This window comes from Paenibacillus sp. JL3B1040 (assembly GCF_057063165.1).
The window spans coordinates 2450097-2471745 of the sequence record NZ_CM169317.1 but is presented as its reverse complement, the minus strand read 5'-3'; the positions used below and the strand labels follow the sequence as shown (position 1 = coordinate 2471745).

At 51.5% G+C, this 21649-nt stretch carries 25 protein-coding genes; all 25 read right to left on the bottom strand.

Annotated elements, in window-relative coordinates:
• Window positions 1-7: 7 nt before the first annotated feature.
• On the bottom strand, window positions 8-895 hold the full coding sequence (locus tag ACZF99_RS11040; RefSeq protein ID WP_483611703.1) for a MinD/ParA family protein: 888 nt from the start codon (window positions 893-895) through the stop codon (window positions 8-10).
• Window positions 892-2307 (bottom strand): flagellar biosynthesis GTPase FlhF, encoded by a 1416-nt coding sequence (gene flhF / locus ACZF99_RS11035; RefSeq protein WP_483611701.1) that lies wholly within the window; start codon window positions 2305-2307, stop codon window positions 892-894. Before flhF ends, ACZF99_RS11040 begins: the two co-directional genes overlap by 4 nt.
• On the bottom strand, window positions 2304-4283 hold the full coding sequence (gene flhA, locus ACZF99_RS11030; RefSeq protein ID WP_483612657.1) for a flagellar biosynthesis protein FlhA: 1980 nt from the start codon (window positions 4281-4283) through the stop codon (window positions 2304-2306). Before flhA ends, flhF begins: the two co-directional genes overlap by 4 nt.
• An 81-nt stretch (window positions 4284-4364) precedes the next feature.
• Window positions 4365-5453 (bottom strand): flagellar biosynthesis protein FlhB, encoded by a 1089-nt coding sequence (gene flhB / locus ACZF99_RS11025; RefSeq protein WP_483611699.1) that lies wholly within the window; start codon window positions 5451-5453, stop codon window positions 4365-4367.
• Between the two features lie 14 nt (window positions 5454-5467).
• Window positions 5468-6256, bottom strand: coding sequence for a flagellar biosynthetic protein FliR (gene fliR / locus ACZF99_RS11020; RefSeq protein WP_483611697.1), 789 nt, complete (start codon window positions 6254-6256; stop codon window positions 5468-5470).
• Window positions 6257-6268: 12 nt separating this feature from the next.
• Window positions 6269-6538 carry a flagellar biosynthesis protein FliQ gene (gene fliQ, locus ACZF99_RS11015; RefSeq protein ID WP_483611695.1) on the bottom strand — a complete coding sequence of 90 codons (270 nt, stop codon included), beginning with the start codon at window positions 6536-6538 and terminating at the stop codon, window positions 6269-6271.
• Window positions 6539-6580: 42 nt separating this feature from the next.
• Window positions 6581-7312: a flagellar type III secretion system pore protein FliP gene (gene fliP / locus ACZF99_RS11010; protein WP_483612655.1), complete on the bottom strand. Its 732-nt coding sequence runs from the start codon at window positions 7310-7312 to the stop codon at window positions 6581-6583.
• Between the two features lie 32 nt (window positions 7313-7344).
• Window positions 7345-7875: a flagellar biosynthetic protein FliO gene (locus tag ACZF99_RS11005; RefSeq protein ID WP_483611693.1), complete on the bottom strand. Its 531-nt coding sequence runs from the start codon at window positions 7873-7875 to the stop codon at window positions 7345-7347.
• A gap of 8 nt (window positions 7876-7883) precedes the next feature.
• Complete coding sequence (locus ACZF99_RS11000) at window positions 7884-8249, bottom strand: response regulator (protein WP_483611691.1); 366 nt, start codon at window positions 8247-8249, stop codon at window positions 7884-7886.
• A gap of 27 nt (window positions 8250-8276) precedes the next feature.
• The gene (gene fliY / locus ACZF99_RS10995) at window positions 8277-9512 is read right to left on the bottom strand and encodes a flagellar motor switch phosphatase FliY (RefSeq protein WP_483611689.1); all 1236 of its coding nucleotides are present in this window, start codon (window positions 9510-9512) and stop codon (window positions 8277-8279) included.
• Window positions 9499-10500 (bottom strand): flagellar motor switch protein FliM, encoded by a 1002-nt coding sequence (gene fliM, locus ACZF99_RS10990; RefSeq protein WP_483611687.1) that lies wholly within the window; start codon window positions 10498-10500, stop codon window positions 9499-9501. The genes fliY and fliM overlap by 14 nt, the downstream gene beginning before the upstream one ends.
• A 42-nt stretch (window positions 10501-10542) precedes the next feature.
• Entirely contained in the window at window positions 10543-11016 is a 474-nt protein-coding gene (locus ACZF99_RS10985) for a flagellar basal body-associated FliL family protein (RefSeq protein ID WP_483611685.1), read from the bottom strand.
• A complete protein-coding gene (locus ACZF99_RS10980) occupies window positions 11013-11237 on the bottom strand; it encodes a flagellar FlbD family protein (RefSeq protein ID WP_483611683.1) in 225 nt (74 codons plus the stop codon). The genes ACZF99_RS10985 and ACZF99_RS10980 overlap by 4 nt, the downstream gene beginning before the upstream one ends.
• 77 nt (window positions 11238-11314) lie before the next feature.
• Window positions 11315-12139, bottom strand: coding sequence for a flagellar basal body rod protein FlgG (gene flgG / locus ACZF99_RS10975; RefSeq protein ID WP_483611681.1), 825 nt, complete (start codon window positions 12137-12139; stop codon window positions 11315-11317).
• 95 nt (window positions 12140-12234) lie between these two features.
• Window positions 12235-12621, bottom strand: a complete 387-nt coding sequence (locus ACZF99_RS10970) for a TIGR02530 family flagellar biosynthesis protein (RefSeq protein ID WP_483611679.1) — start codon at window positions 12619-12621, stop codon at window positions 12235-12237.
• Window positions 12618-13139: a flagellar hook assembly protein FlgD gene (locus ACZF99_RS10965; RefSeq protein WP_483611678.1), complete on the bottom strand. Its 522-nt coding sequence runs from the start codon at window positions 13137-13139 to the stop codon at window positions 12618-12620. Before ACZF99_RS10965 ends, ACZF99_RS10970 begins: the two co-directional genes overlap by 4 nt.
• Window positions 13140-13163: 24 nt before the next feature.
• Window positions 13164-14585 carry a flagellar hook-length control protein FliK gene (locus ACZF99_RS10960; RefSeq protein WP_483611676.1) on the bottom strand — a complete coding sequence of 474 codons (1422 nt, stop codon included), beginning with the start codon at window positions 14583-14585 and terminating at the stop codon, window positions 13164-13166.
• Window positions 14586-14627: 42 nt separating this feature from the next.
• Window positions 14628-15563, bottom strand: a complete 936-nt coding sequence (locus ACZF99_RS10955) for a MotE family protein (protein WP_483611674.1) — start codon at window positions 15561-15563, stop codon at window positions 14628-14630.
• Window positions 15564-15605: 42 nt separating this feature from the next.
• Entirely contained in the window at window positions 15606-16049 is a 444-nt protein-coding gene (gene fliJ / locus ACZF99_RS10950; protein WP_483611672.1) for a flagellar export protein FliJ, read from the bottom strand.
• Window positions 16050-16059: 10 nt separating this feature from the next.
• Window positions 16060-17379: a flagellar protein export ATPase FliI gene (gene fliI, locus ACZF99_RS10945; RefSeq protein WP_483611670.1), complete on the bottom strand. Its 1320-nt coding sequence runs from the start codon at window positions 17377-17379 to the stop codon at window positions 16060-16062.
• Window positions 17360-18214: a FliH/SctL family protein gene (locus tag ACZF99_RS10940; RefSeq protein ID WP_483611668.1), complete on the bottom strand. Its 855-nt coding sequence runs from the start codon at window positions 18212-18214 to the stop codon at window positions 17360-17362. The genes fliI and ACZF99_RS10940 overlap by 20 nt, the downstream gene beginning before the upstream one ends.
• On the bottom strand, window positions 18207-19223 hold the full coding sequence (fliG, locus tag ACZF99_RS10935) for a flagellar motor switch protein FliG (protein ID WP_483611666.1): 1017 nt from the start codon (window positions 19221-19223) through the stop codon (window positions 18207-18209). The genes ACZF99_RS10940 and fliG overlap by 8 nt, the downstream gene beginning before the upstream one ends.
• A 12-nt stretch (window positions 19224-19235) precedes the next feature.
• Window positions 19236-20819 carry a flagellar basal-body MS-ring/collar protein FliF gene (gene fliF / locus ACZF99_RS10930; protein WP_483611664.1) on the bottom strand — a complete coding sequence of 528 codons (1584 nt, stop codon included), beginning with the start codon at window positions 20817-20819 and terminating at the stop codon, window positions 19236-19238.
• A 30-nt stretch (window positions 20820-20849) separates the two neighbouring features.
• Window positions 20850-21158, bottom strand: coding sequence for a flagellar hook-basal body complex protein FliE (gene fliE / locus ACZF99_RS10925; protein ID WP_483611662.1), 309 nt, complete (start codon window positions 21156-21158; stop codon window positions 20850-20852).
• A gap of 41 nt (window positions 21159-21199) precedes the next feature.
• Entirely contained in the window at window positions 21200-21649 is a 450-nt protein-coding gene (gene flgC, locus ACZF99_RS10920; protein ID WP_483611660.1) for a flagellar basal body rod protein FlgC, read from the bottom strand.

The following is a 21649-nucleotide window of genomic DNA, read 5'->3' as shown; positions in this document are numbered from 1 at the left end:
CGAAGAATCATTTTGCCAGCTTCAACCATTTATGCATAAATCCTTTGATTCCCGATAAAGTGTCCCTCGGCTTGGTTTGCGGAACATTCAGATAAGTCAAAGCCAAACGCTGAATATCGCGCGTTGCCGAGCAACCGGGGAAAGCGATGGAGAAAGGAACCTGTTTCTTGACCGCCTGCATCACATGCGCATCGTCGCTGAGATAGCCAAGCGTGGGGATATCCATGTCGAGGAAGCGGCCGGCGACCAGCGAAATTTTGTCGGCGACCTGTTTGGCCTCCGGTTCCCCCGAGACCCGATTAATGACCAATCGGAACGGCACGTTTGCCTCCATACCGTGAACGACCTTGATCAACGCATACGCGTCCGTGATCGAGGTCGGCTCGGGCGTCGTGACGACCAGACATTCGTCGGCGGCGGTAATGAAATTCAGCGTTTCCCTGGATAATCCGGCTCCGGTATCAAAAAGAATGTAATCCATCTCCTCGGAGATCGTTTCGATCTGCGACGTGAAATAGTTCAAATCCGCTTCGGATAACGAGAACAGATCGGCAAGCCCCGAGCCTCCCGCGATAAACGGCAAAGCATGCGAGCCCAATTCCACAATTTCGGTGATATCCTTTTCTCCCTTCAGCAAATGATACAGGTTGTATCTCGGCCTAATGCCCATCAACACGTCGATATTGGCCATCCCGATATCGGCGTCGAAGAGCAGCACCTTGCGTCCCAGTGACTTGAGGGCCAAGGCAAAATTCAACGTGAAGTTGGATTTGCCTACGCCTCCCTTGCCGCTGCTGACGGTCAGAATCCTGGCTGATCCTTTACGAACTTTTGAGTCTGCGGGGCCACCCTGTGACGATACCAGTTGTCTGAGTGCTTGGGCCTGGTCGCTCATAACTTCCGTTCTCCCAGAAGAATGTCGACCAGCAATTCCCCGTCAGCCTGCAGCAGATCATCCGGTACATTCTGCCCGTTGGTCAGGAATGATACGTTCAGGGGATACTCGTGTAACAAGTTATAAATCGAGCCAACCGTATCCGTTTCATCCAGTTTCGTAAAAATCACCTTATCCAAGCTGTATTTGCTAAAATGCTCGGTGATCCGTTTCATGTCCTGCAGTTTGGAGGTCAAGCTTAGGACCAGATACGTCTCGCTGACGTCCGACGGGGCAAGCAGACTATGCAGCTCAGCCACGAACAGCTCGTTCAAATAGTTCCGCCCGGCGGTGTCCATCAGAATCAGATCGCAATGGTTCAACCGCTGCATCGCCCGTTGTACGTCGCCTGGGGATTGCACGACCTCGAGCGGAACATTCAAGATGGAAGCGTAGGTTCGCAGTTGCTCAATCGCCGAGATCCGGTAGGTGTCGGCGGTGATGAACCCGACCTTTTTGCGCAAACGGAAAATTTGGTCGGCCGCAAGCTTGGCGATGGTCGTCGTTTTTCCGACGCCGGTAGGTCCGGCGATGTATACGATTCGCGTATTGTCGCCGATGCCCCTATCGATACGGTCATTCAGAAAGTCTCTGACAACGGTGCGAACCTTGGTCTCCAATTGATCGTCGCTTAAGGTCTTGCCGGAGCTTAGCCAAGCTTCGTAGATCTCTTCAATCCAATGCTCTGCAAGCTCCGGCGTCACTTCCTGGTTAATTAACCGTTGTTGGAAGGACTGCAAGCCCGGCGGCATTTCGCGTGTATCGCCTTGCTTTTTGGCCAACTGGCTGATCCACATCTTCATTTGCCGAATCTCTTCAAGCAAGCGTTCTTCTTTAACGGAGCTGGCGCTCTCTTTCATAGATAAAGGCGAGGAATGTTCCTGAGCGGCAGCACTTTGAATCGCGGCCTCCAACCGGGCCGGCGGCGAATTCGGCACAGCTTCAACCGACGCTTGGCTCTGCTCCGGGGCGGCGGCTTGAGGCTTTACTGCCAGGGGGATTGGGGTGATGATCGGCTCCTCCCTTTCCTGCAAACCGACCGCGGTCAAAGTTGAGGAACCTGTCGCAACCTGCGCCGATGCTGCAGGCTGGGCCAGCTGCGACGTCTTGCGATAGGCCTCCGGCACGGTTTGACGAGCGACCGGAGTGGACACCGGCGGTTTGGCCGGCAGGGTCGGTTTTCCTTTCGGCGCAGGCGCCGCATTCCCTTCCGTAGCGGCGATGACCTCGATCTTCCTTTTCTGGAACATGCCGAGGAAACCGCCAACCTTCATTTCTTTCGTGCTTAAGATAACCGCATCCGCCCCCAGCTCGCTGCGGATTTTTAGCATGGCGTCAGGCATTGTGTCAACGATATACCGTTTGACTCTCATAAATTCACCACCCCGACACTTTGAATTTCAACATTCGGTTCCAGCTCGCTGTAGGATAGTACCGGTATATCCTGCATGCTTCGCTCGATGACCTGCCGCAAATACATCCGGATCGTCGGCGAGGTGAGCAGGATCGGCTGATGGCCCGTTTGCACCAGACGGTTGATTTGCTCCGTCAGTTTCTGGAACACCGTTTGCGTCGAAGCTGGATCCAGCGCCAGATAACTGCCTTGTTCCGTCTGCTGCACGCTCTCGGCAATTTTCTTCTCGAGGCTAGGCCCTACGGTGATGACGCGCATCGTTTCGCCCGGTTGGGTGAATTGCTGCGTGATTTGCCGAGAGAGTGCCTGTCTGACGTATTCGGTAAGCACGTCCGGATCCTTGGTATAGGTTCCGTAGTCCGCCAGCGTCTCGAAGATCGTCACCATATCGCGAATCGAGATTTTCTCCCTCAGCAATTTGGCCAGCACCTTCTGCACATCCCCGATCGACAATACCGAGGGGATTAACTCGTCGACAAGCACCGCATAATTTTCCTTGAGATTGTCGACCAGGGCTTTGGTCTCTTGACGGCCAAGCAGCTCATGCGCATGCTTCTTGATCAATTCCGTCAAATGCGTCGCCACCACGGACGGCGGATCGACCACGGTATAACCGGATAGTTCCGCCCGATCCTTCGTCGCTTCGTCGATCCATAGGGCCGGCAAACCAAACGCAGGTTCGCGGGTCTCGATACCCGTTATCGAATCATCATCCATCCCGGGACTCATGGCCAAATAGTGATTAAGTAATAATTCACCGCCGCCTACGACATTTCCTTTTATTTTGATGACATATTCGTTCGGTTTTAGTTGAATATTGTCGCGAATGCGAATGACCGGAACGACAAGACCCAATTCAAGCGCGCATTGACGCCGAATCATGATGATCCGGTCCAACAAATCGCCGCCTTGGCCGGTATCGGCCAGCGGGATAAGGCCGTATCCGAATTCGAATTCGATCGGATCCACTTGCAGAAGATTGATGACGCTCTCGGGGCTGCGAACTTCCTCGATCTGTTGCTCCTCCTCTTGTTGTTCCTGCTCGATTTGCCGGCGATCCATATTCTTCTGCATCGTGTAGGCCGCAAAAATCATCAATCCGGCGAACGGGTAGGTCGTCCATATGCCGATCGGCGTAAACGTGCCGAGTAGGGCGATTGTCCCAGCTACAATATACAGCAGCTTGGGGTACGTAAACAGTTGCCCCGTAATATCTTCCGCCAAGTTCCCTTCCGAGGATGCGCGCGTCACGATCAAACCGGCTGCCGTGGAGATCAGCAGGGCCGGGATCTGGCTGACCAGGCCGTCCCCGATCGTCAGGAGCGAGTAAGTCGAAAGCGCTTCGGGAAAGGACATGCCGTGAATGGTCATCCCGATAATAAACCCCCCGATCAGGTTGATCAGGAGGATGATGATGCTCGCGATAGCATCCCCTTTAACGAATTTGCTCGCCCCGTCCATCGCGCCGTAGAAATCGGCTTCCCGTTCGATTTTGCCGCGACGCTCGCGCGCCTGCTGCTCATTGATCAGCCCGGCGTTCAGGTCAGCGTCGATACTCATTTGTTTCCCCGGCATCGCGTCGAGCGTAAATCGTGCAGCGACTTCGGCCACACGTTCCGATCCTTTGGTAATAACGATAAACTGAACGACCACGAGAATCAGGAAGACGACAAAACCGACAACGGGTTCCCCATGGGAAACCCATGAACCAAAGGTGGCCACCACGTGGCCGGCTTTGGCCTGTCCCAGAATCAGCTTGGTGGTCGAAACGTTTAATGCCAAACGGAATAACGTCGTGATGAGCAGCATGGCCGGGAAGATCGAGAACTGCAAAGCCTCCCGAGTATTCATCGCAACAAGCAAAATAATCAACGCGAGCGAAATGTTGATGATCAGCAAAATATCCAGCAACCAAGTCGGGATCGGAACGATCATCAGCAAAACGATGCCGATTATGCCAACTAGAATAAATAGGTCCTTAAATTTCTTCACGTTTGTTCCCCTCCGATCCCATCGTTATTTGGCCCTGCCTTTAATTCGATATACGTAAGCCAGCACTTCGGCAACGGCTTGAAACAAATCCGCAGGGATCGTATCCCCGATTTCGGTTCGTTGAAACAGCGCCCGTGCCAGCGGCTTGTTTTCCATGGTCATCACGCCATGTTCCTTGGCGATTTCTTTAATGCGTAGCGCCACGTAGTCCTGCCCTTTGGCGATGACTTGCGGGGCATCCATGGATGATCCGTCGTACTTCAAAGCGACCGCGAAATGGGTAGGGTTGGTGATAATCACGTCGGCTTTTGGCACCTCCTGCATCATTCGCTGCAGGGCCATCCGCCGCTGACGTTCCCGTATTTTACCTTTAATGATCGGATCGCCTTCCATTTTCTTATATTCGTCTTTGATGTCCTGCTTGGACATCTTGAGGTTCTTCTCATGTTCATATCGTTGATACATATAATCCAAGGCAGCGAGCACAATCAAAGCAGCCGCAATCTTAATGCCCATATTCATCGTCAGGCGAGCCGTAAAATGGAACGTGTCCTCTACCGATATATGACCCAGGGCGGACAAGCTTCCGCGATACCCCCAAATCGTCGAGAAGACGAGATATCCGATGATTAGCAGCTTAAAAAGTGTCTTGAGAAATTCAACCAGCGACCGCATCGAAAAAATGTTTTTAAAACCTTTGATCGGGTCCAGCTTGCTGAACTTCATTTTGAGCGGCTCCCCGATAAACAGAAAGCCAATCTGCGCATAGTTGGCAACAACGGCCATCACCACCACAACAAGGAAAATCGGAGCGACCAACAGAAGCACCTGAACCGCGTAATCCCCCAGCATGGTCATGACGTTGGTTTGCGTTACGTCCATGGTCAACCGGTTATAGAACACGTCGACGAAGAGGCCAACCAACCTTTCTTTGATATAACCGCCAAACGCCATCAAACATATAAATCCGGCCATCAATAACAGAGCCCCGGTCAGTTCCTGGCTTTTGGCCACCTGCCCTTTTTTGCGGGCGTCCTGACGTTTCTTCGGAGTCGCTTTTTCCGTTTTTTCGCCGGCAAATAGCTGCAGATCAAGCGAATATCGATATGACATAGCGATCCCCCATCCTACCTCGGCCTTTGACCGACCGTACCGAGCAGGTCATGCAGCGCACGGAACAATACCTCGAACAAAGACTGAAACGCAACGATAAAGCCGGGCACAAGCACGAGCATCACAAGCAAACCCACGATGATCTTTACCGGTATGCCAATAACGAAAATATTGAATTGCGGCGCCGTTCGAGCCAAAAACCCCAGCGCCACGTCGGTGACGAACAAGGCGACGACAAGCGGTGCCGACATTTGGAACGCCAGCATAAACGCCTGGCTGAAGGTTTGAACCAAAAATTCCGCCAGATCCCCGTTGTAGATTTGCTGGAACAGATCATTGGACAGCGGAATCCAGTTATAGCTTCGAATGACCGCATCCAGCAGGTAATGATGTCCGTTCATACTGAGAAACATCAAGGTTGCGAAAATATACTTCAGGTTTCCTAATACCGGCGCCGCCGCTCCGGTCATGGGGTCGATCACATTCGCGATCCCAAAGCCGATTTGAATATCGATGAAGGAGCCGGCCATTTGAATGACGGAGAATATCAGGTTCGCGACATATCCCATCAGCAGACCAACCAGCACCTCGCGCAAAACAAACAATATGTAACCCAAATCATTAGGTATGGCTTGATTCGGACCGATCGTTAACAAAATAAGGACCGCAATAATACCGGAGAGTCCCACCTTAAACGTTGTCGGTACCGTTCGAGATGAAAATATCGGTGAAACCACAAAAAAAGCTGTCATTCGACAAAAAATAAGCATGAAAGCAGAAATTCCGTGCAGTAAAGTATCCATATTTTATGCGACCTAACCGATATAACTAGATAGGTTATTTAGAATTCCATAAGTAAAGTCTACCAGCGTCGTTAAAATCCAAGGACCGAACAACAGCAAAGCGACCAAAACAGCAACGATTTTGGGAACGAAGGCAAGCGTCTGCTCCTGAATTTGGGTCGTCGCTTGAAAAATACTCACCAAGAGTCCCACCGCGAGAGCAATCAATAGCATCGGTGCGCTGACCTTCAACACGGTATAAACGGCTTGTCCGGCCAAACCGATAATAAATTCCGAACTCATAAACCGCTTCTCCTTCCCTGAACCTGGCCCTATTCCTGAATTTTAGGTGTTAAAGCTAACAAGAAGTGATTTAACGATCAAATACCAACCATCCACCAGCACGAACAGCAGGATTTTGAACGGCAGTGAAATCATGACCGGCGGCAGCATCATCATCCCCATTGCCATGAGTACGCTGGATACAACAATATCGATAATCAGAAACGGGATAAAAATCATAAAGCCCATTTGGAAGGCTGTCTTAAGTTCACTGATGGCAAAAGCGGGCACCATGACTGAAAGCGGGATGTCCTCGTAGCTCTTGGGCTTTTCCATTTTGGTATAGCCCATAAACAGCTGAAGATCTTTGGTTCTCGTATGCGTGTACATGAATTTCTTCATGGGAACCGCCGCTTTATCCAACGCTTCCGATTGGGTAATCTCCCCTTTGATGTAAGGCTGTAACGCTACCTCATTGATAGTCGATATCGTAGGGCTCATTACGAACAACGTTAAGAACAAGGCAAGTCCGATTAATACCTGATTCGGAGGCATTTGCTGCGTCCCTAGGGAATTTCGAACAAACCCCAATACTACGACAATTCGGGTAAAGCTTGTCATCAGCACCAAAATCGCAGGCGAGATGCTGAGTACGGTAATCAGCAATATGATCGACAATGAACTGGTTCCTGGCGCCCCACCCGAGCCCGAATTACCGATTTGAATGTCGATATTCGGAATTGGGTTAACCGGTTCTGCTGAAGCTATGGAGATTGCAAATAGACTCCATGTCATCAACAACAAGCTGACAATCAACAATTTTCTCTTCATGAATCCCTCGACCGATCTGTAGATTGTTCTTCCGGATCCTGCAGTAGTTCCTCCATTTGTCGCTTCCGGTCCGGCATCTTCCGCAGTTGTGATTGAAACACCTCATGGAAAGCCACTCCGTCAAGTTCTTCTTCCTCGCGCGGGGGCTCTTTGCGGAAACGGGAGATCAAGCCGGACAAGGTCGACGATAATCCGGCAATTTCCGCTCCCTCATCTTCAAAGGCTTGCACCAGCAAAGCCACCTCGTCCGGTTCGGATATTTTGTCCACCAGGGAAATATCCTCGCCGACACCGACAAGATAGACGCTCCCCCCGAGCTCAATCACTTGCAGGGATTTGTTCGGTCCGAGGCCAATGGCTCCCAAAGTGCGGATTGAGCGACTATGGGATAAATATCGGTTCCTTTTGCCAAGAAAACGGATCAGCAAGATAATTAGAGCAATGATCAGGCCAAGAACTACGATGACGGTAAACAAGTTCCCCCAAAGGTTGACATCCCCAGAGCCATACTCCTGCGGATTATTCATCGCTTAGCTTACACCCCAAGCGTTTTGTTGATCGCTTCGATCACCCGGTCGGATTGGAAAGGCTTTACGATAAAGTCCTTCGCACCGGCTTGAATCGCATCGATAACCATCGCTTGTTGACCCATCGCGGAGCACATAATCACTTTTGCATTAGGGTCCAGATTCTTGATTTCTTTCAACGCGGCGATGCCGTCCATTTCAGGCATCGTAATATCCATCGTGATTAGATCCGGATGCAACTCTTTGAATTTCTCGATGGCCTGTACGCCGTCTTGAGCCTCACCCACGACTTCAAACCCGTTTTTTGTCAAAATGTCCCGGATCATCATTCTCATAAATGCTGCATCGTCTACGATAAGAATTCGGTTTGCCATTGATCTAAAATCCTCCCTAAACTTCTACTATTGTAATTTTTGAATGCGGTCCCACTGGCTGACGATATCCGTGACGCGTACACCGAAGTTTTCGTCGATGACGACAACCTCGCCCTTGGCGATCAGTTTGTTGTTCACCAGAATATCCACAGGCTCACCGGCAAGCTTGTCCAACTCGATAATGGAGCCTTGGGACAATTCCAGGATATCTTTGATTTGCCGTTGGGTCCTTCCTAATTCTACGGTGACTTTAAGGGGTATGTCCATCAATAAGTTCAAATTATTTTCATCCACTTGACTAAAAGACGGATTCCCTAAATTTGCAAATTGTACAGGTTGTACATTCAAATTACGCCCTGGCGTTGTACCGTAATGATGCGGTTCGCCGGAAGGCTGGCCTTGGGGCGAATATCCGTAAGGCGCCGGGTGTCCGTAACCATACCCATCTTGCATCGGCGGCTGCTGCATCGGTTGCGACGGCGCAGGTGGCTGTTGATAGACGGCGGCCTGCGAAGCAGAAGCAGGCTGGGGCGCAGGAGTTGCGGCCGCAGCAGCGCTTTCCTTGGTGCCCGTATTCGCTTCCGAAGCGGATCCGCTAATCAGGCTGTCCACCATTTCCTTGGCGAATTTCACCGTTAGCAGTTGCATAATCGTAGAGTCGATCAAATCTCCAATCGTTAAGCGGAAGGAGATCTTGATTAGCGGATCCGCCTCTGGCAAGCTGCTCAGGCCACGCCCGCTGGACATATTTAGGATATCGATGCCAGGAGGCGAGATATTAACAAACCGGTTAAAAATCGTAGACATCGATGTCGCCGAAGAGCCCATCATTTGGTTCATGGCTTCTTGAACGGCACTGATATGAATTTCGTTTAGCTCTTCCTCGGCAGGATTGCCTTCCCCGCCAAGCATTAGATCCGCAATGACCTGGGCGTCTTTTGTCTTGATGACCAAAGAGTTCATCCCTTCAAAACCGTCCACATACTCGACGTGGATAGCGACATGCGGCTTCGGAAACTCGGCTTCGAACTGGGAACGCGTAATGACAGAGACCTTCGGAGTCGTGATGTCCACCTTTTTGTTCAATAGGGTGGATAGCGCCGTAGCCGCACTGCCAAACGTAATGTTCCCGATTTCACCCAGGGCGTCCTGTTCCAAAGGCGTCAGTACATCGTTAATAGTCGGTTCCTGCGCCGTATCCTGATTGGCTTGTTTAAGCAAAGCGTCTATCTCTTCCTGGGACAAGTAATCATTGCTCGTCAAGTTCCTCAACTCCTTCGCTGACAATTTCATCGATTTGGACGGCAATCCGATCCCTCACCGTTCCGGGGCTACCAATATACTTCAACTTGTCGCCGATTCGGATCTGCAACCCATCCTGAACGGGCTTGTTTAATGAGATTACATCACCGACGGACAATCCCAGGAATTCACGGACGGTGATCTGCGATTCGCCAAGCTCCGCGATGACCGGCAGCTTGGCTTTGTTCACCCGGTTGCGAAGCGCCTCGACCTCTTCAGGCGCACGCGATTTTTTCTGGGAGACGAACCAGTGGTGAACCGAAAGCTTAGGCATGATCGGTTCGATAACGACATGTGGAATACAAAGGTTAATCATCCCTGAGGTATCCCCGATTTTCGTGCTTAGTGAAATCAACGCGATCGTCTCATTCGGTGATACGATTTGCATGAACTGAGGATTGGTTTCCAAGCCCTCCATCCGCGGATTTATATCCACGATGGTTCTCCAGGCTTCCTGCAAGCTTTCGAAGGCTCGGCTGAAAATCCGCTCCATGATAATCGTTTCGATCTCCGTAAGTGTTCCGATTTTCGAAGGTGCCGTTCCGAGGCCGCCTAATAACCGATCCAGCATAGCAAACGCAACGTTAGGGTGAACCTCTAAAACCATTCTCCCCTCCAGCGGCTCGGCTTCAAAAATGTTTAGGATCGTCATTTTCGGGATAGAGCGAATAAACTCATCATAAGGAAGCTGCTCTACCTGAACAACGTTGATTTGCACGAAGGTGCGCAACTGTGCTGAAAAGTAGGTGGTGAGAAAACGGGCAAAGTTCTCATGAATCCGGGTCAAGCTCCGAATATGATCTTTGGAGAATCTCACGGCTCGCTTAAAATCATAGGAGCGGATCTTCTTCTGCGTCTCTTCCTTCTTCAGTTCCTCGGCGTCCATTTCGCCCGACGATAACGCAGCAAGCAGCGCATCGATCTCGTTCTGCGACAACACATCAACCAAACATCTCACCCCCTTAGAAAAATCAGTTTCGATCGATATTGTCTAGATCGCCTGCATAATAAAATCGGTAATATCGATTTGAATCAATTTCCCTTGCGGCAGCGACTTGTTGATCAGGTTGAGCAATTTGGAGCTCAGATTGTCTTTTCCCGATGCACCTGTCAGTTCCTCCGGCTTGGTATCGGCCAACGTCTTGATGATGATCGGTTTGATTTTGTAGTCTTTGATCTTGTCGAAGGCTTCCTTGGATACCTCGCTATCCAACTGGAAAGCAAAGTCGATGACCACAACGTAATTCGGTTCGGACAAATTCGTCTTGATATCGTCGATCGTTGAAGTGACTTTGACGATTTCGTCCACCGGCAATTTCGCCGGCTCAGCCACGCTGTTTACCGAAGCGTTCACCTCGGTGCCAGGCGCGGGCTTGTTCATTTGATTCACCAGCAGGAAGGCGGCCAATACGATCAAGGTGATTGCAAGCAAAATCGTAATTAGCCAAGGCAACATTTTTTTCATGACCATTCCTCCATTTGTTGCACTTTAATAGTTGCTGCGTGGATGCCGATATCTTGATAGTACGCTTGAATCATGGCAATAACATCGGCCGCCTTCTCCAGCACGATAATACGCTTCCCCGTGATCAAGGTGACGTAAGTATCCGGTGTTTCCTCCACGGTCTCGATCATGATGGCGTTCAGCCACATCTGAGAACCGTTCAAGCGTGTTACTGAAATCATGATTTCCCTCCTAAGCGATCAAGGAAGCGGGGGAAACAGCCGGGGAACGGTTTGCCCTTCCCCGGCTACCCTTTCGCTTAACGTTTCAGATTAACGACTTCCTGAAGCACTTCGTCGGAGGTGGTGATAATCCGCGAGTTGGCTTGGAACCCCCGCTGTGCTACGATCATCTCGGTGAATTCCGCAGTAAGCTCGACATTGGACATTTCCAATTCGCCGACAACGAGACCACCGGCGCCGTTTGCGTTCGGGGTCGTGTATCCCGCATCAAGCTCACCATCCGCAATCGCATTTGTTGTTACACGATAAAGATTTCCTCCGATTTTTTCCAATCCTGCAGGATTCGTAACTTTTGCCAAACCAATCGGGCCGGCCGTACCGGTCGTTCCGTCAGCTAGTTTGGTTGTAATCGTGCCGTCTGCCGAAATGGAAAATGCTGTTACCCCTCCCGTAACAATAGGATCGAGTGCATCCCCATCAGCGTTACAAACCAGTAATCCATCGGAAGTGACCAGTTGACCCAGCGCATCAACTTGGAAATCCCCGGCTCTTGTCAAGAAGGGCACCTCTTGATCGCCGCTCAGCTTAACCAAGAAAAAACCGTCTCCATCAATCCGCAAATCAAGGGGGTTATTCGTCGTCATTGCGCTCCCCCCGGTATGAATCGTGTCAATGGAACCGATGGAAGTTCCCAGACCGACCTGTCTGGCATTAATCCCGCCGGATGTTCCCTCCTCCGGAGCGGTAACGCCGCTAATCGTCTGGCTCATAATATCCTTAAACATGACGCGGCCGGTTTTGAAGCCTACCGTATTTACGTTCGCAATATTATTGCCGATGACGTCCAGCTTCGTTTGAAAACCGCGCATCCCGGAAACGCCCGAGTACATTGATCTTAACATGTGTTCCCATTCCTCCCAGTGACAATTATTTACTTGCATATAGCCGCTTCAGTCGGTCTGCGGCTTATTTGGCTCCCGTGAACCGGTCCAGCCAATCAAGAAATGATGACGGCGCTGTCGATTTGAGTGAACACGTTATCCTTCATACTGCTGCCGTCCATCGCGGTCACGATGGTTCGATTATTCACGTTGACGATGAGAGCCATGTCATTCAACAAAATCAGGGAATCCTTCGCTCCTTTGGCCGCTGCGCTGTCAATGGCCGATTCGATTTGATGAAGCTGCTCCGGCTTAAGCTGAATGCCGCGCTGCTCCATACGTTTAGCCGCATGGTTGCTGAAATGCACCAACCGGTCCTGCAGCATCTCTTCGAAGCTGGCCCCTTGTACATTACCCGCTCGCGTGCTTTTGCTGCCGGTCGACAGCGTATTCGGCCCAATTTTGCCGGGGAATAGCTGCCCTACTTGGATCGGTCCATTCATGACGGATCCGCCCCCTGACCGTCTTCCCCCGTTTCGTCCGTTCCGTCCGTTTCGTCAGTAGGGATTCCGACCTGCTCAATATCGGAGATTTTAATTTCCTTATCCCCAACCTTGACGTAATGAACGCCGTCCCGAACGATGATGGAATCCACAATTCCGCTTGCCTTCTCGATGATAACTTCCCCTTTTCCGGTAGCTACATCGTAATTGCCCGTTTTGGTTTCGCTGACCCAGGCAACCAGTTTGCCGATCAGTCCGGATTCGTTCCCAAGCGATTGACCTAATGTGGACAATTGTTCCGAGATATTGTTCAACTGCTCGACCGACGTAATTTGAGCCATCTGGGCAACCATCTGCGAATTGTCCATCGGAGACAACGGATCCTGATATTGCATTTGGGTCATCATCAATTTAAGAAAAGCGTCTTTTCCCAATTCATTGCTTTTTTTACTGGCCTTTTCAACATTGCTCTGCGCATAATTCGGCCAACTTACTGTGGGAGTATACGTACCAGCCACGGAGAAACCTCCTTTCAACTAAACTCAAGCACGGGCGACAAAGGAACTGCCGTAGCTTTGCTCTTTGGCTCGGACCTCGGCGTTCCACTCGTTCCATTCTTCGTTAATATCGCGAATGGCCAGTGCATCGTCCTCCGTCAACGGACGGCGTTTTTCGCTTTGCTGCTGCCCTGCTCCTCCGCCGGATTGCCGGCCGTCATGGTACATATGGGACGACAAGGCGGTGTTTTGCGTGACTTCCAATTTGCTGACCTGAAGTCCTTGGGATTGCAGCGCCGATCTCAGTTGCGCCATTTGCTGCTCCAGCGATTCCTTGGCAAAAGCGTGCTCCGTCATAAATTGAGCGGTTAATTGCCCGTTTTGCATCGTAATCCGCACGTCGACATGGCCCAAATGCTCCGGATAAAGCGAGATTCTCGCCTCGGAGACGCCTTTCAGATTAACGATTTCCAGTTTGTTCACCAGGAAACCGCTCATTTCTTTGGCGAAATGCTCAACCGGAACCGGTTTGGCCACGTGTTTAATGGTATTGATGCCGCTGTCCCGGAGCGCGAGTTGTCCCGCGGTCACGATTTGCCCTGTCGGCACGGAATCCTCCTGCTCTTTCGGTCCAACCGTTAAACCGTCGATTGCCGTTTCGGTTTCAAGCGTCTGGCTGCTGTAGTGAATTGCGGCCGCGTTACTGCCCGTTTTCAAGCTGTGCTGAACAGTCTGGGCATCTCCCCGGTTTGAAGCATCTCCATTGGAGCCGGAGCTGCCTTGCGGGTTAGCTCCTTCCCCTTGTTCCGCCATAAGGACTCGCGGATGCATTCCTCCTGCCGGTTCGGGTCCTTTACCGACATTCAGCTTCGTTTCTGTCGTTTCGGGAAGCGAATCCAATATCCCTTGCAACGTATCCAGCATAGTTGCCGCATGGCCTTGAGCGCTAGCCGTCATATTGCCGACATCGGCATTCGATCCCGCTGCCGCCAACAATTGGACCAACGCATCTTGCACCGCAAACCGCATCGTCTCCGGCTGCTGCGCCAGCACCGGCAGCCCTTGGGGTTCCTCAGACGCCGCACTGGCCACTTGCTGCGTACTTGTCTGCTGTAATAAGGATTGGACATTTTGCAGCCAGCCTTGTAGCGCCGCCATCAACGAAGGGTCCGCTTGAAGTGCATCGTCCAATTTCGGCAGTTGCTGCAGTAAACCCTCGATCATAGTCGCCAGCGTACTATCGGCTTCTTCGGAAGGTGCGGCTTTCTGTATACCGGCCAAGGTCAAGAGCTGAGAAGCAGCTTGTCCGTCCTGCGGCTGGGCATTGCCAAGCAGCATGGCGAGGAGCTTCTGGTCAAAAGACAAGGCTGCGGATTGTCCCGCTTCCGTCTTGCCCGTCGATCCATACCACAACGAATTGGCGGATCCGGTTTTTGTCACATTAACTTGGGTTACGGTTTGACTCATCTTGTTTCTCACCTCCTTTCAAGCTCAATATCCGGTCAGCGTCTACTTGCTCACCAGCTGATTCAAGATCTTCACCGAAGTTTTCTCGTCGGTCTTGGCCATTTCCGCCAAAATTTTCGAACGGGTAGTTCCGTTCACCGCCTTCATGATCTTAAGCGCCTTTTCCGGGCTCAGCTTATACGTTTGAAGCACGAGCTTGGCAGCGTCTGCCGCACCCATCGACGAAAAAGTCTGACTAAGCTCGGTATCATCGAGGCCTGTTCCGGTTGTGGTGGCAGCCGTATCCGCAGCCTCCATCTTGAGCCTGGATTGCAGCGCAGCAATCGCCAAATCCTCGGATGCATTTACATCTTTTAGCTTGATCGAAATATCAGCTGCTTTTTGCGGATCCATTTTTTCTAAAATGGCCACTTTACTTTCGTTGCTCATGACACTTAGCATTTGCAGCGTCTCTTCCGTCGTCAGCTTATCGAATATCGCCGCGGCTTTGCTCGGGCTCATTTCCGCATACAGATTGGCCAGCTTCTTTACTTCCTTCTGGTACGCTTCCGCTTCCGCCGACTGCGTTTGTTCGTTCTTCTCCTGCTGAACAGCGGCCAACTCATCCTCCAAATCTTTGACCAACTCCTGCTGCTCGGACGCTTGCTGATTAGCCGCCTGCAGCTCCGCTTGCTGCTTCTCAAGCTGCTGCTTAAGTTCTTTTACGGTAGCGTCGGTACTCTCCTGCTGCTTTTTCTTTTTCTCCGCGACTTGCTTTTTCTCACCCTCGGGGGCTTCCGGATCCGGCACCAGATCCTTCACAACGGGAATCCGATTCCCCAAATCGATCAGCGTATTGCGGAAGTCGATGTTGAATAATGTTAAGAGTACGCCCAGCAGTACGACCGTAAAAAGAATGGGGGTCATAAAGAACAGAAACCGCGAAAGTCCTCCCCCCGACTCTTCTTCCAATTCCTCATCCAGCACTTCTTTTGCCATCTCTTTCCCTCCTTCGAACAACCGTATGGGCGCCCGCCTTCTTTATCGGGCTCTCATGGCGAACCGGACCGTGGCCATCTCATCCAGCTCGTTTTGTTCCCGAAGAAGCATTTCGTGCTGAAATTTGTCCATGGCTTTCTCTTTCGCTTTAAGCCACACCTTTTCGTCCAGCATCTTCCCCTTCAATTCTCTCTTCTTGCGGTCGACATGTTGTTCGGCTTCGCGAATATCGGCTAACTTCCGATCAATCGCTTGATCGATAAAGTCCATATATCGTTGAAGTTCCTGCAGCTTGATCATGGAGGCCGTATTTTCCGCTTCGGCCGCGATCACCGCCGCGGTTTTGGCTTTATCCTCCAACAACTGCTCCAGCGAACGTTGTTCCGACTGCAGTTGGCCGACGGCAGCGGACAACATCCACTCGGCCTGCGTCTTTTCGTTGGATTTCAAATCTACTATTTTTTGATAGACGTATCGGAACTTCATGCTTTACGTTTCATCTCCTTGCGAATTCGGAAATTAGCCGTTCCTGAACTTCGGCGAGCGTCACTTTCTCGTTAACCTTTTGTTTCGTAAAGCTCCAAATGTCTTGGATGAAACCAATCGCTTCGTCGATGTCCGCGTTGGAGCCCGGTTGATAAGCACCGATATTGATCAGATCCTCGGAGTCTTTATAAACTGCCATAAGGCGTTTCAGATTCTCGGCCGCTTCGTTTTGCTCGTCGGTCACGATATCCTTCATCACCCGGCTGATGCTGGCGAGAATATCGATGGCGGGAAAATGACCCTTGTTTGCGATCCCGCGGTTCAAAACGATATGCCCGTCCAATATTCCCCGGACGGCATCGGCGATCGGTTCATTCATATCGTCGCCATCAACGAGCACGGTGTAGAAGGCGGTAATCGAACCTGTCGGTCCGGTTCCCGCCCGTTCCATGAGCTTCGGCAATGCGGCAAACACGGAAGGGGTATATCCGCGCATGGCAGGCGGTTCCCCGACAGCCAGCCCCACCTCCCGCAGCGCCATCGCATAACGCGTTACCGAATCCATCATCAGCATGACGTTAAGGCCGCGATCGCGAAAGTATTCGGCAATCGTCGTTGCGATCAAGGCGCCTTTCATCCGGATCAAAGCCGGCTGATCGGAGGTTGCCACGACGACGACGGAGCGTTCCAGCCCCTCAGGCCCGAGGTCCCGTTCGATAAAATCCAGCACCTCGCGTCCCCGTTCCCCGACAAGCGCGATCACGTTGACGTCCGCCGAAGTGTTGCGGGCGATCATGCCCATCAAAGTGCTCTTCCCAACCCCGGAACCGGCGAAGATCCCCACGCGCTGGCCTTTGCCGATCGTCAGCAAACCATCGATGGCTCGCACCCCGATGCCGATCGGCTCGGCCACCCGCGGACGATTGAGCGGATTCATCGGCTTGTTGTAGGTTGAGTAGTAGCCCATCCGCGAAGGCAACAGCGAACCGTCCAGCGGTTGGCCCAAGCCGTCCAGCACCTTGCCGAGCAACTCGGATCCCACCTGCACGGTCAACGGCTTGCCGGTCCCGACGACATCGCAGCCCGGGCCGATCGACTGAAGCTCGCCCAGCGGCATCAGCAGCACCTTGTTCTCGCGAAAGCCGACGACTTCGGCCTGCAGCGGTTGAGCCGCTTTGCTCGGATATATATAACACAAGTCGCCGATGCTGGCGTCCGGACCTTCGGATTCGACCATCAACCCGATAACCTGCGTCACTTTCCCGTTGATTCGTACCGGGTCAAGCTGCCTGAGATGATCGATATAACGTTCAGCCTTCAAAATCGTCATTCGCTGGATCCCGCTCCTCCGTTTGCAGAGAAACCCGCAAGAGTTCTTTTTTGATTTCCGTTAACTGCGTATCGATTCTGGCGTCGACGCTTCCGAAAGAAGAACGAATGACGCAGCCGCGGTCCTTAACCGTCGGATCCGGTAAAATCTGAAGCTCGGCCTGCGAATCGATGGCTAGGCTCAGTTCTTCCCGTGCCGCTTGCACGAAAGCGAAGTCGCTTGGCGAAACGCACAGCGTCAGGATCCCCTGCTCATGTTTGCGTGCCAGACTCTTCTTGATCAGATCCACAGCGTATTCCGGCTCAAGCTCAAGCTGCTTATCGATGATCTTCTCGGCAATTGCGCAGCTTAATTCGACCAAAAACGGCTCGGCCTCCTGTATAATCCGTTCCTTCTCGACATAAGCCTGCTGCAGCACCGATTCGGCTTCGCCCATCATCTCCTCGATTCGGGCGCTTAACGTCGCCTCAGCTTGCGTCTTCCCTTCCTCATAACCCTGGTTAAAACCTTCGGCCTTCAAAGCTTCGATCATGTGCTCATCCTGTTCACGGCGCTCTTGCCACCAAGCTTCGATTTGCTCGCGGGCTTCGGCCAGCAAGCGGTCCGCTTGTTCCGCCGCCTCCCTAACCTGGCGTTCGGCAAACTCTTTGGCATCGGCCAGCATCTGCCGCCTTGTTTCTTCTGCCGCAAGATCTTCGGCGGAAGGCCCATGAACCATCGGCTCTTCGGTTTGACCGGAAGGCGGGTCCTCAACGGACGGATGGACTTTGGCCAAATTCAGCTGTTTTAAGATTTCAACCGGTACGTATTGAGACACCTTGATCAAATTAGACAATGATGTCATCTCCTCCGCCGCGGGCGATAATGATCTCACCGGCTTCTTCCAGTCTGCGGATCGTCGCTACGATGCGAGTTTGTGCTTCTTCCACATCACGCAGCCGCACTGGCCCCATGTATTCCATTTCTTCCTTGAAAGTCTCGGACATCCGCTTCGACATGTTGCGGAAGACGGCCTCGCGGACTTCTTCGCTGGCCACTTTGAGGGCGAGCTGCAAATCGGCATTCTCGATATCGCGGATAATCCGTTGAATGGAACGGTTGTCGATATTGACGATATCCTCAAATACGAACATCCGCTTCTTGATTTCCTCGGCCAGTTCCGGATCTTGGATTTCCAGGGAGTCGAGAATCGTTCTTTCGGTTCCCCGGTCGACCCCGTTCAAAATCTGCACAATGGACTCGATCCCGCCCGCGCTGGTGTAGTCCTGCGTGACCGTTGCGGAAAGCTTCTGCTCCAGCACGCGTTCGACCTGAGCGATCACTTCCGGCGACGTGCTGTCCATGACCGCGATTCTTCTTGCGACCTCCGCCTGTTTCTCCTGCGGCAGCGAAGATAGGATTGCGGCCGCTTGTTCGAATTGCAAGTAGGACAAGACCAAAGCGATCGTTTGCGCGTTTTCGTTTTGGATAAAGTTGAGAATTTGGTGTGGATCCGCTTTGCGGGCAAAATCGAAAGGCCGGACCTGCAACGTAGCGGTCAAACGGTTGATGATATCCACAGCCTTAGATTGGCCCAGCGCCTTCTCCAAAATTTCCTTGGCATAATTGATGCCGCCTTGGGTGATATACTCCTGCGCCAGACAGATTTGGTGAAATTCAGCCATGATCATTTCTTTTTCCGCATTGTCCACCGTTCGGACGTTGGCAATCTCCAGTGTCAACTGTTCGATTTCATCATCCCGCAAATGCTTGAAAATTTGGGCGGACACCTCAGGCCCTAATGTGATCAACAATATGGCTGCCTTCTGTTTCCCGCTTAAACCCGGGCTCGATGTTTTTGACAATTGCGTTCACCCCTATTCATCAGCCAGCCAGGTGCGAAGTAAGTTAACGAATTCGTCGGGCTTCTTCTTGGCCAACGTTTCCAGTTGTTTGCGCACTTGGTTTTCATTCGTGACCGTATCCAAATTAATGGACGGGAACTCCGGCGTAAGAGGCAAATCGATTTCTTCTTCCTCTTCTGTCGTTTGCTTGCGGCGGCGGAACAACACGATTCCAAGGCCTGCCAGCGCAAGCAGAGCCACGCCCCCCACTCCCCAGACCCACGGGTTTGACAAACTCAAACCAGCGGTTTGGGTCGCGTCCGAATGAAACGGCTGGGACAACACTGAAACTTTTCTCTGCAAATCTTCGTCTGTATAAGTAGTACCGGAATCGGCCAAGTAGGACCCTACGATATTTTTTAAGATATTTTCGATCGCGGTCCGGGTATTATCATCCAAAGTTTCCTGACCTTCAGGTGGTTCAACGGCAACGTTGATGGTTAAATCCTTAATGACGTAAGGACTAGCGATAATATCCTTCGTAATCCGATTGACTTCGTAGTTGATCGTTGACGAGCTTTCTTCCGAAGACGATCCCCCGTTCGTTTCTGCCGAAGGATAATTGACGACGTCTTCTTCGCCGGTACCGGGAACTCCGCTGTTCGGACTAGCTGCTCCGGTGTAGCTTTTTTGCACTTTTTGTGCGCTGATTTCGATACCTTTCATATTATCGGTATCCACCGGAGTAACCAGATTATCCTTCTGGCTGACTTGGTCGAAGTTGAGTTTTGACGCAACCAGCACTTCGATTTTGTCCGGGCCGGTCAGTCTGGAGAGGAATTGCTTTACGCTTTGTCGCACGTCGCTCTCGAATTTCTTCTGAAGCGCCATATTCTCCTGAACTGCCGAAGTCAGCGAGCCTGTGGCTCCGCCTTGTCCGCTTGGAAGCAATACCGTGTCGTCACTTGACGAGAGCGAGATATTTTCCACCGGCAAATTGGGAACCGAAGTTTTCACCAGATTAAAATAACCGTCGACGGCCTCCTGATTTGGCCGATAGCCCGGCTTGAACGATAGAACGATGGAGGCCGTTGCTTTCTCCTGCTCGTCCGGGCTGGCGAACACGTTTTCCGTCGGAAGGTTGATCAGCACCTTCGCATCGTTGACGCCCTGCATTCGCTTCAACAGTTTTTCAACTTCGCCGTTTAGGGCACTTTTATACTTGACATTAAATTCGTTATCGGTCATTCCGATCAAGGAAGAACTTGCATTGAAGGCTTCCAAACCGATCGATCCGTTCTGCACGATCCCTTGCGAGCCGACGTCGACCTTGACCCGAGCCGCATCCTTGCTGGGAACCGAAATCGTCGTGCCGTCCGGTCCGAGCCTGTATGGAATCCCGCCGGATTCCAAGTAATTGATGATTCCTGCCGCATCTGTCGAATCCAACCCCGTAAATGCCACGTCATATTCCGTTTTGGAGAATTGGATCGTAAGCAGGATGATGGCGAGCAGGATAAATGTCACCGTTGAGATCAATAATGTTTTCTGTTTTTTGCTAAATTGGCTCCAGTACCCGAGCAATCGATCGCGGTACTGTGTAATTCTCTCATTCACAATGTCACCTCATCCGAGCATGTTCGATCCTTAAATTTGCGTACGCATAATCTCTTGATAAGCTTCTATCACTTTATTCCGGACTTGCGTAGTCAACTGCAAACTTAACAAGGCTTGCTCCGAGGCGATCATCATCTCGTCGGCATTCACTTTTCCTAACAGAAATTGGTTGTTTACATGTTGTGCATGGGCTTCCTGTGCAGCAACTCCGTCCAGCGCATCGCTTAGGAAAGAACTGAATTGCTTCATCGATTCCGCAGGCGTGAGCTTCTGCGCATTGCCGGACGTTTGCACCCCCGTCAGTGGTCTTAAGGAGTCAAAACTCATTCTCTCGATCAACGTGCAACACTCCTATTCTACGAATTGATTATATATGGACTCTATTTACCAATTTGTAAGGCTTTGGTGAACATTGCCTTGCTGGCGTTCAGCGCCGTAACGTTAGCTTCGTATGAACGCGTTGCCGAAATCATGTCTACCATCTCTTTCAAAATATCGACATTCGGCATATAGACATACCCTTCGCTATCCGCATCGGGATGCGCTGGGTTATAAACCGGTTTAAACGGCGAGGGATCTTCTTGTATTTTTGTGATTTTCACCCCTTGGCTGCTTGCGTCCTTGCCCATGGCGGAATTCAAAGCGTTGTCGAAATCCATCTCTTTGGGAGTCATGACGACCGTTTTGCGCCGGTAAGGAACAGCCTTGCCGTCCTCAATCCTGGCCCGGGTCGTATCTGCATTGGCGATATTGGAGGAAATCACGTCCATGCGAAGACGTTGTGCGGTTAATGCGGAAGAACTAATCCCAAAACTATCGTTGATCTTCAA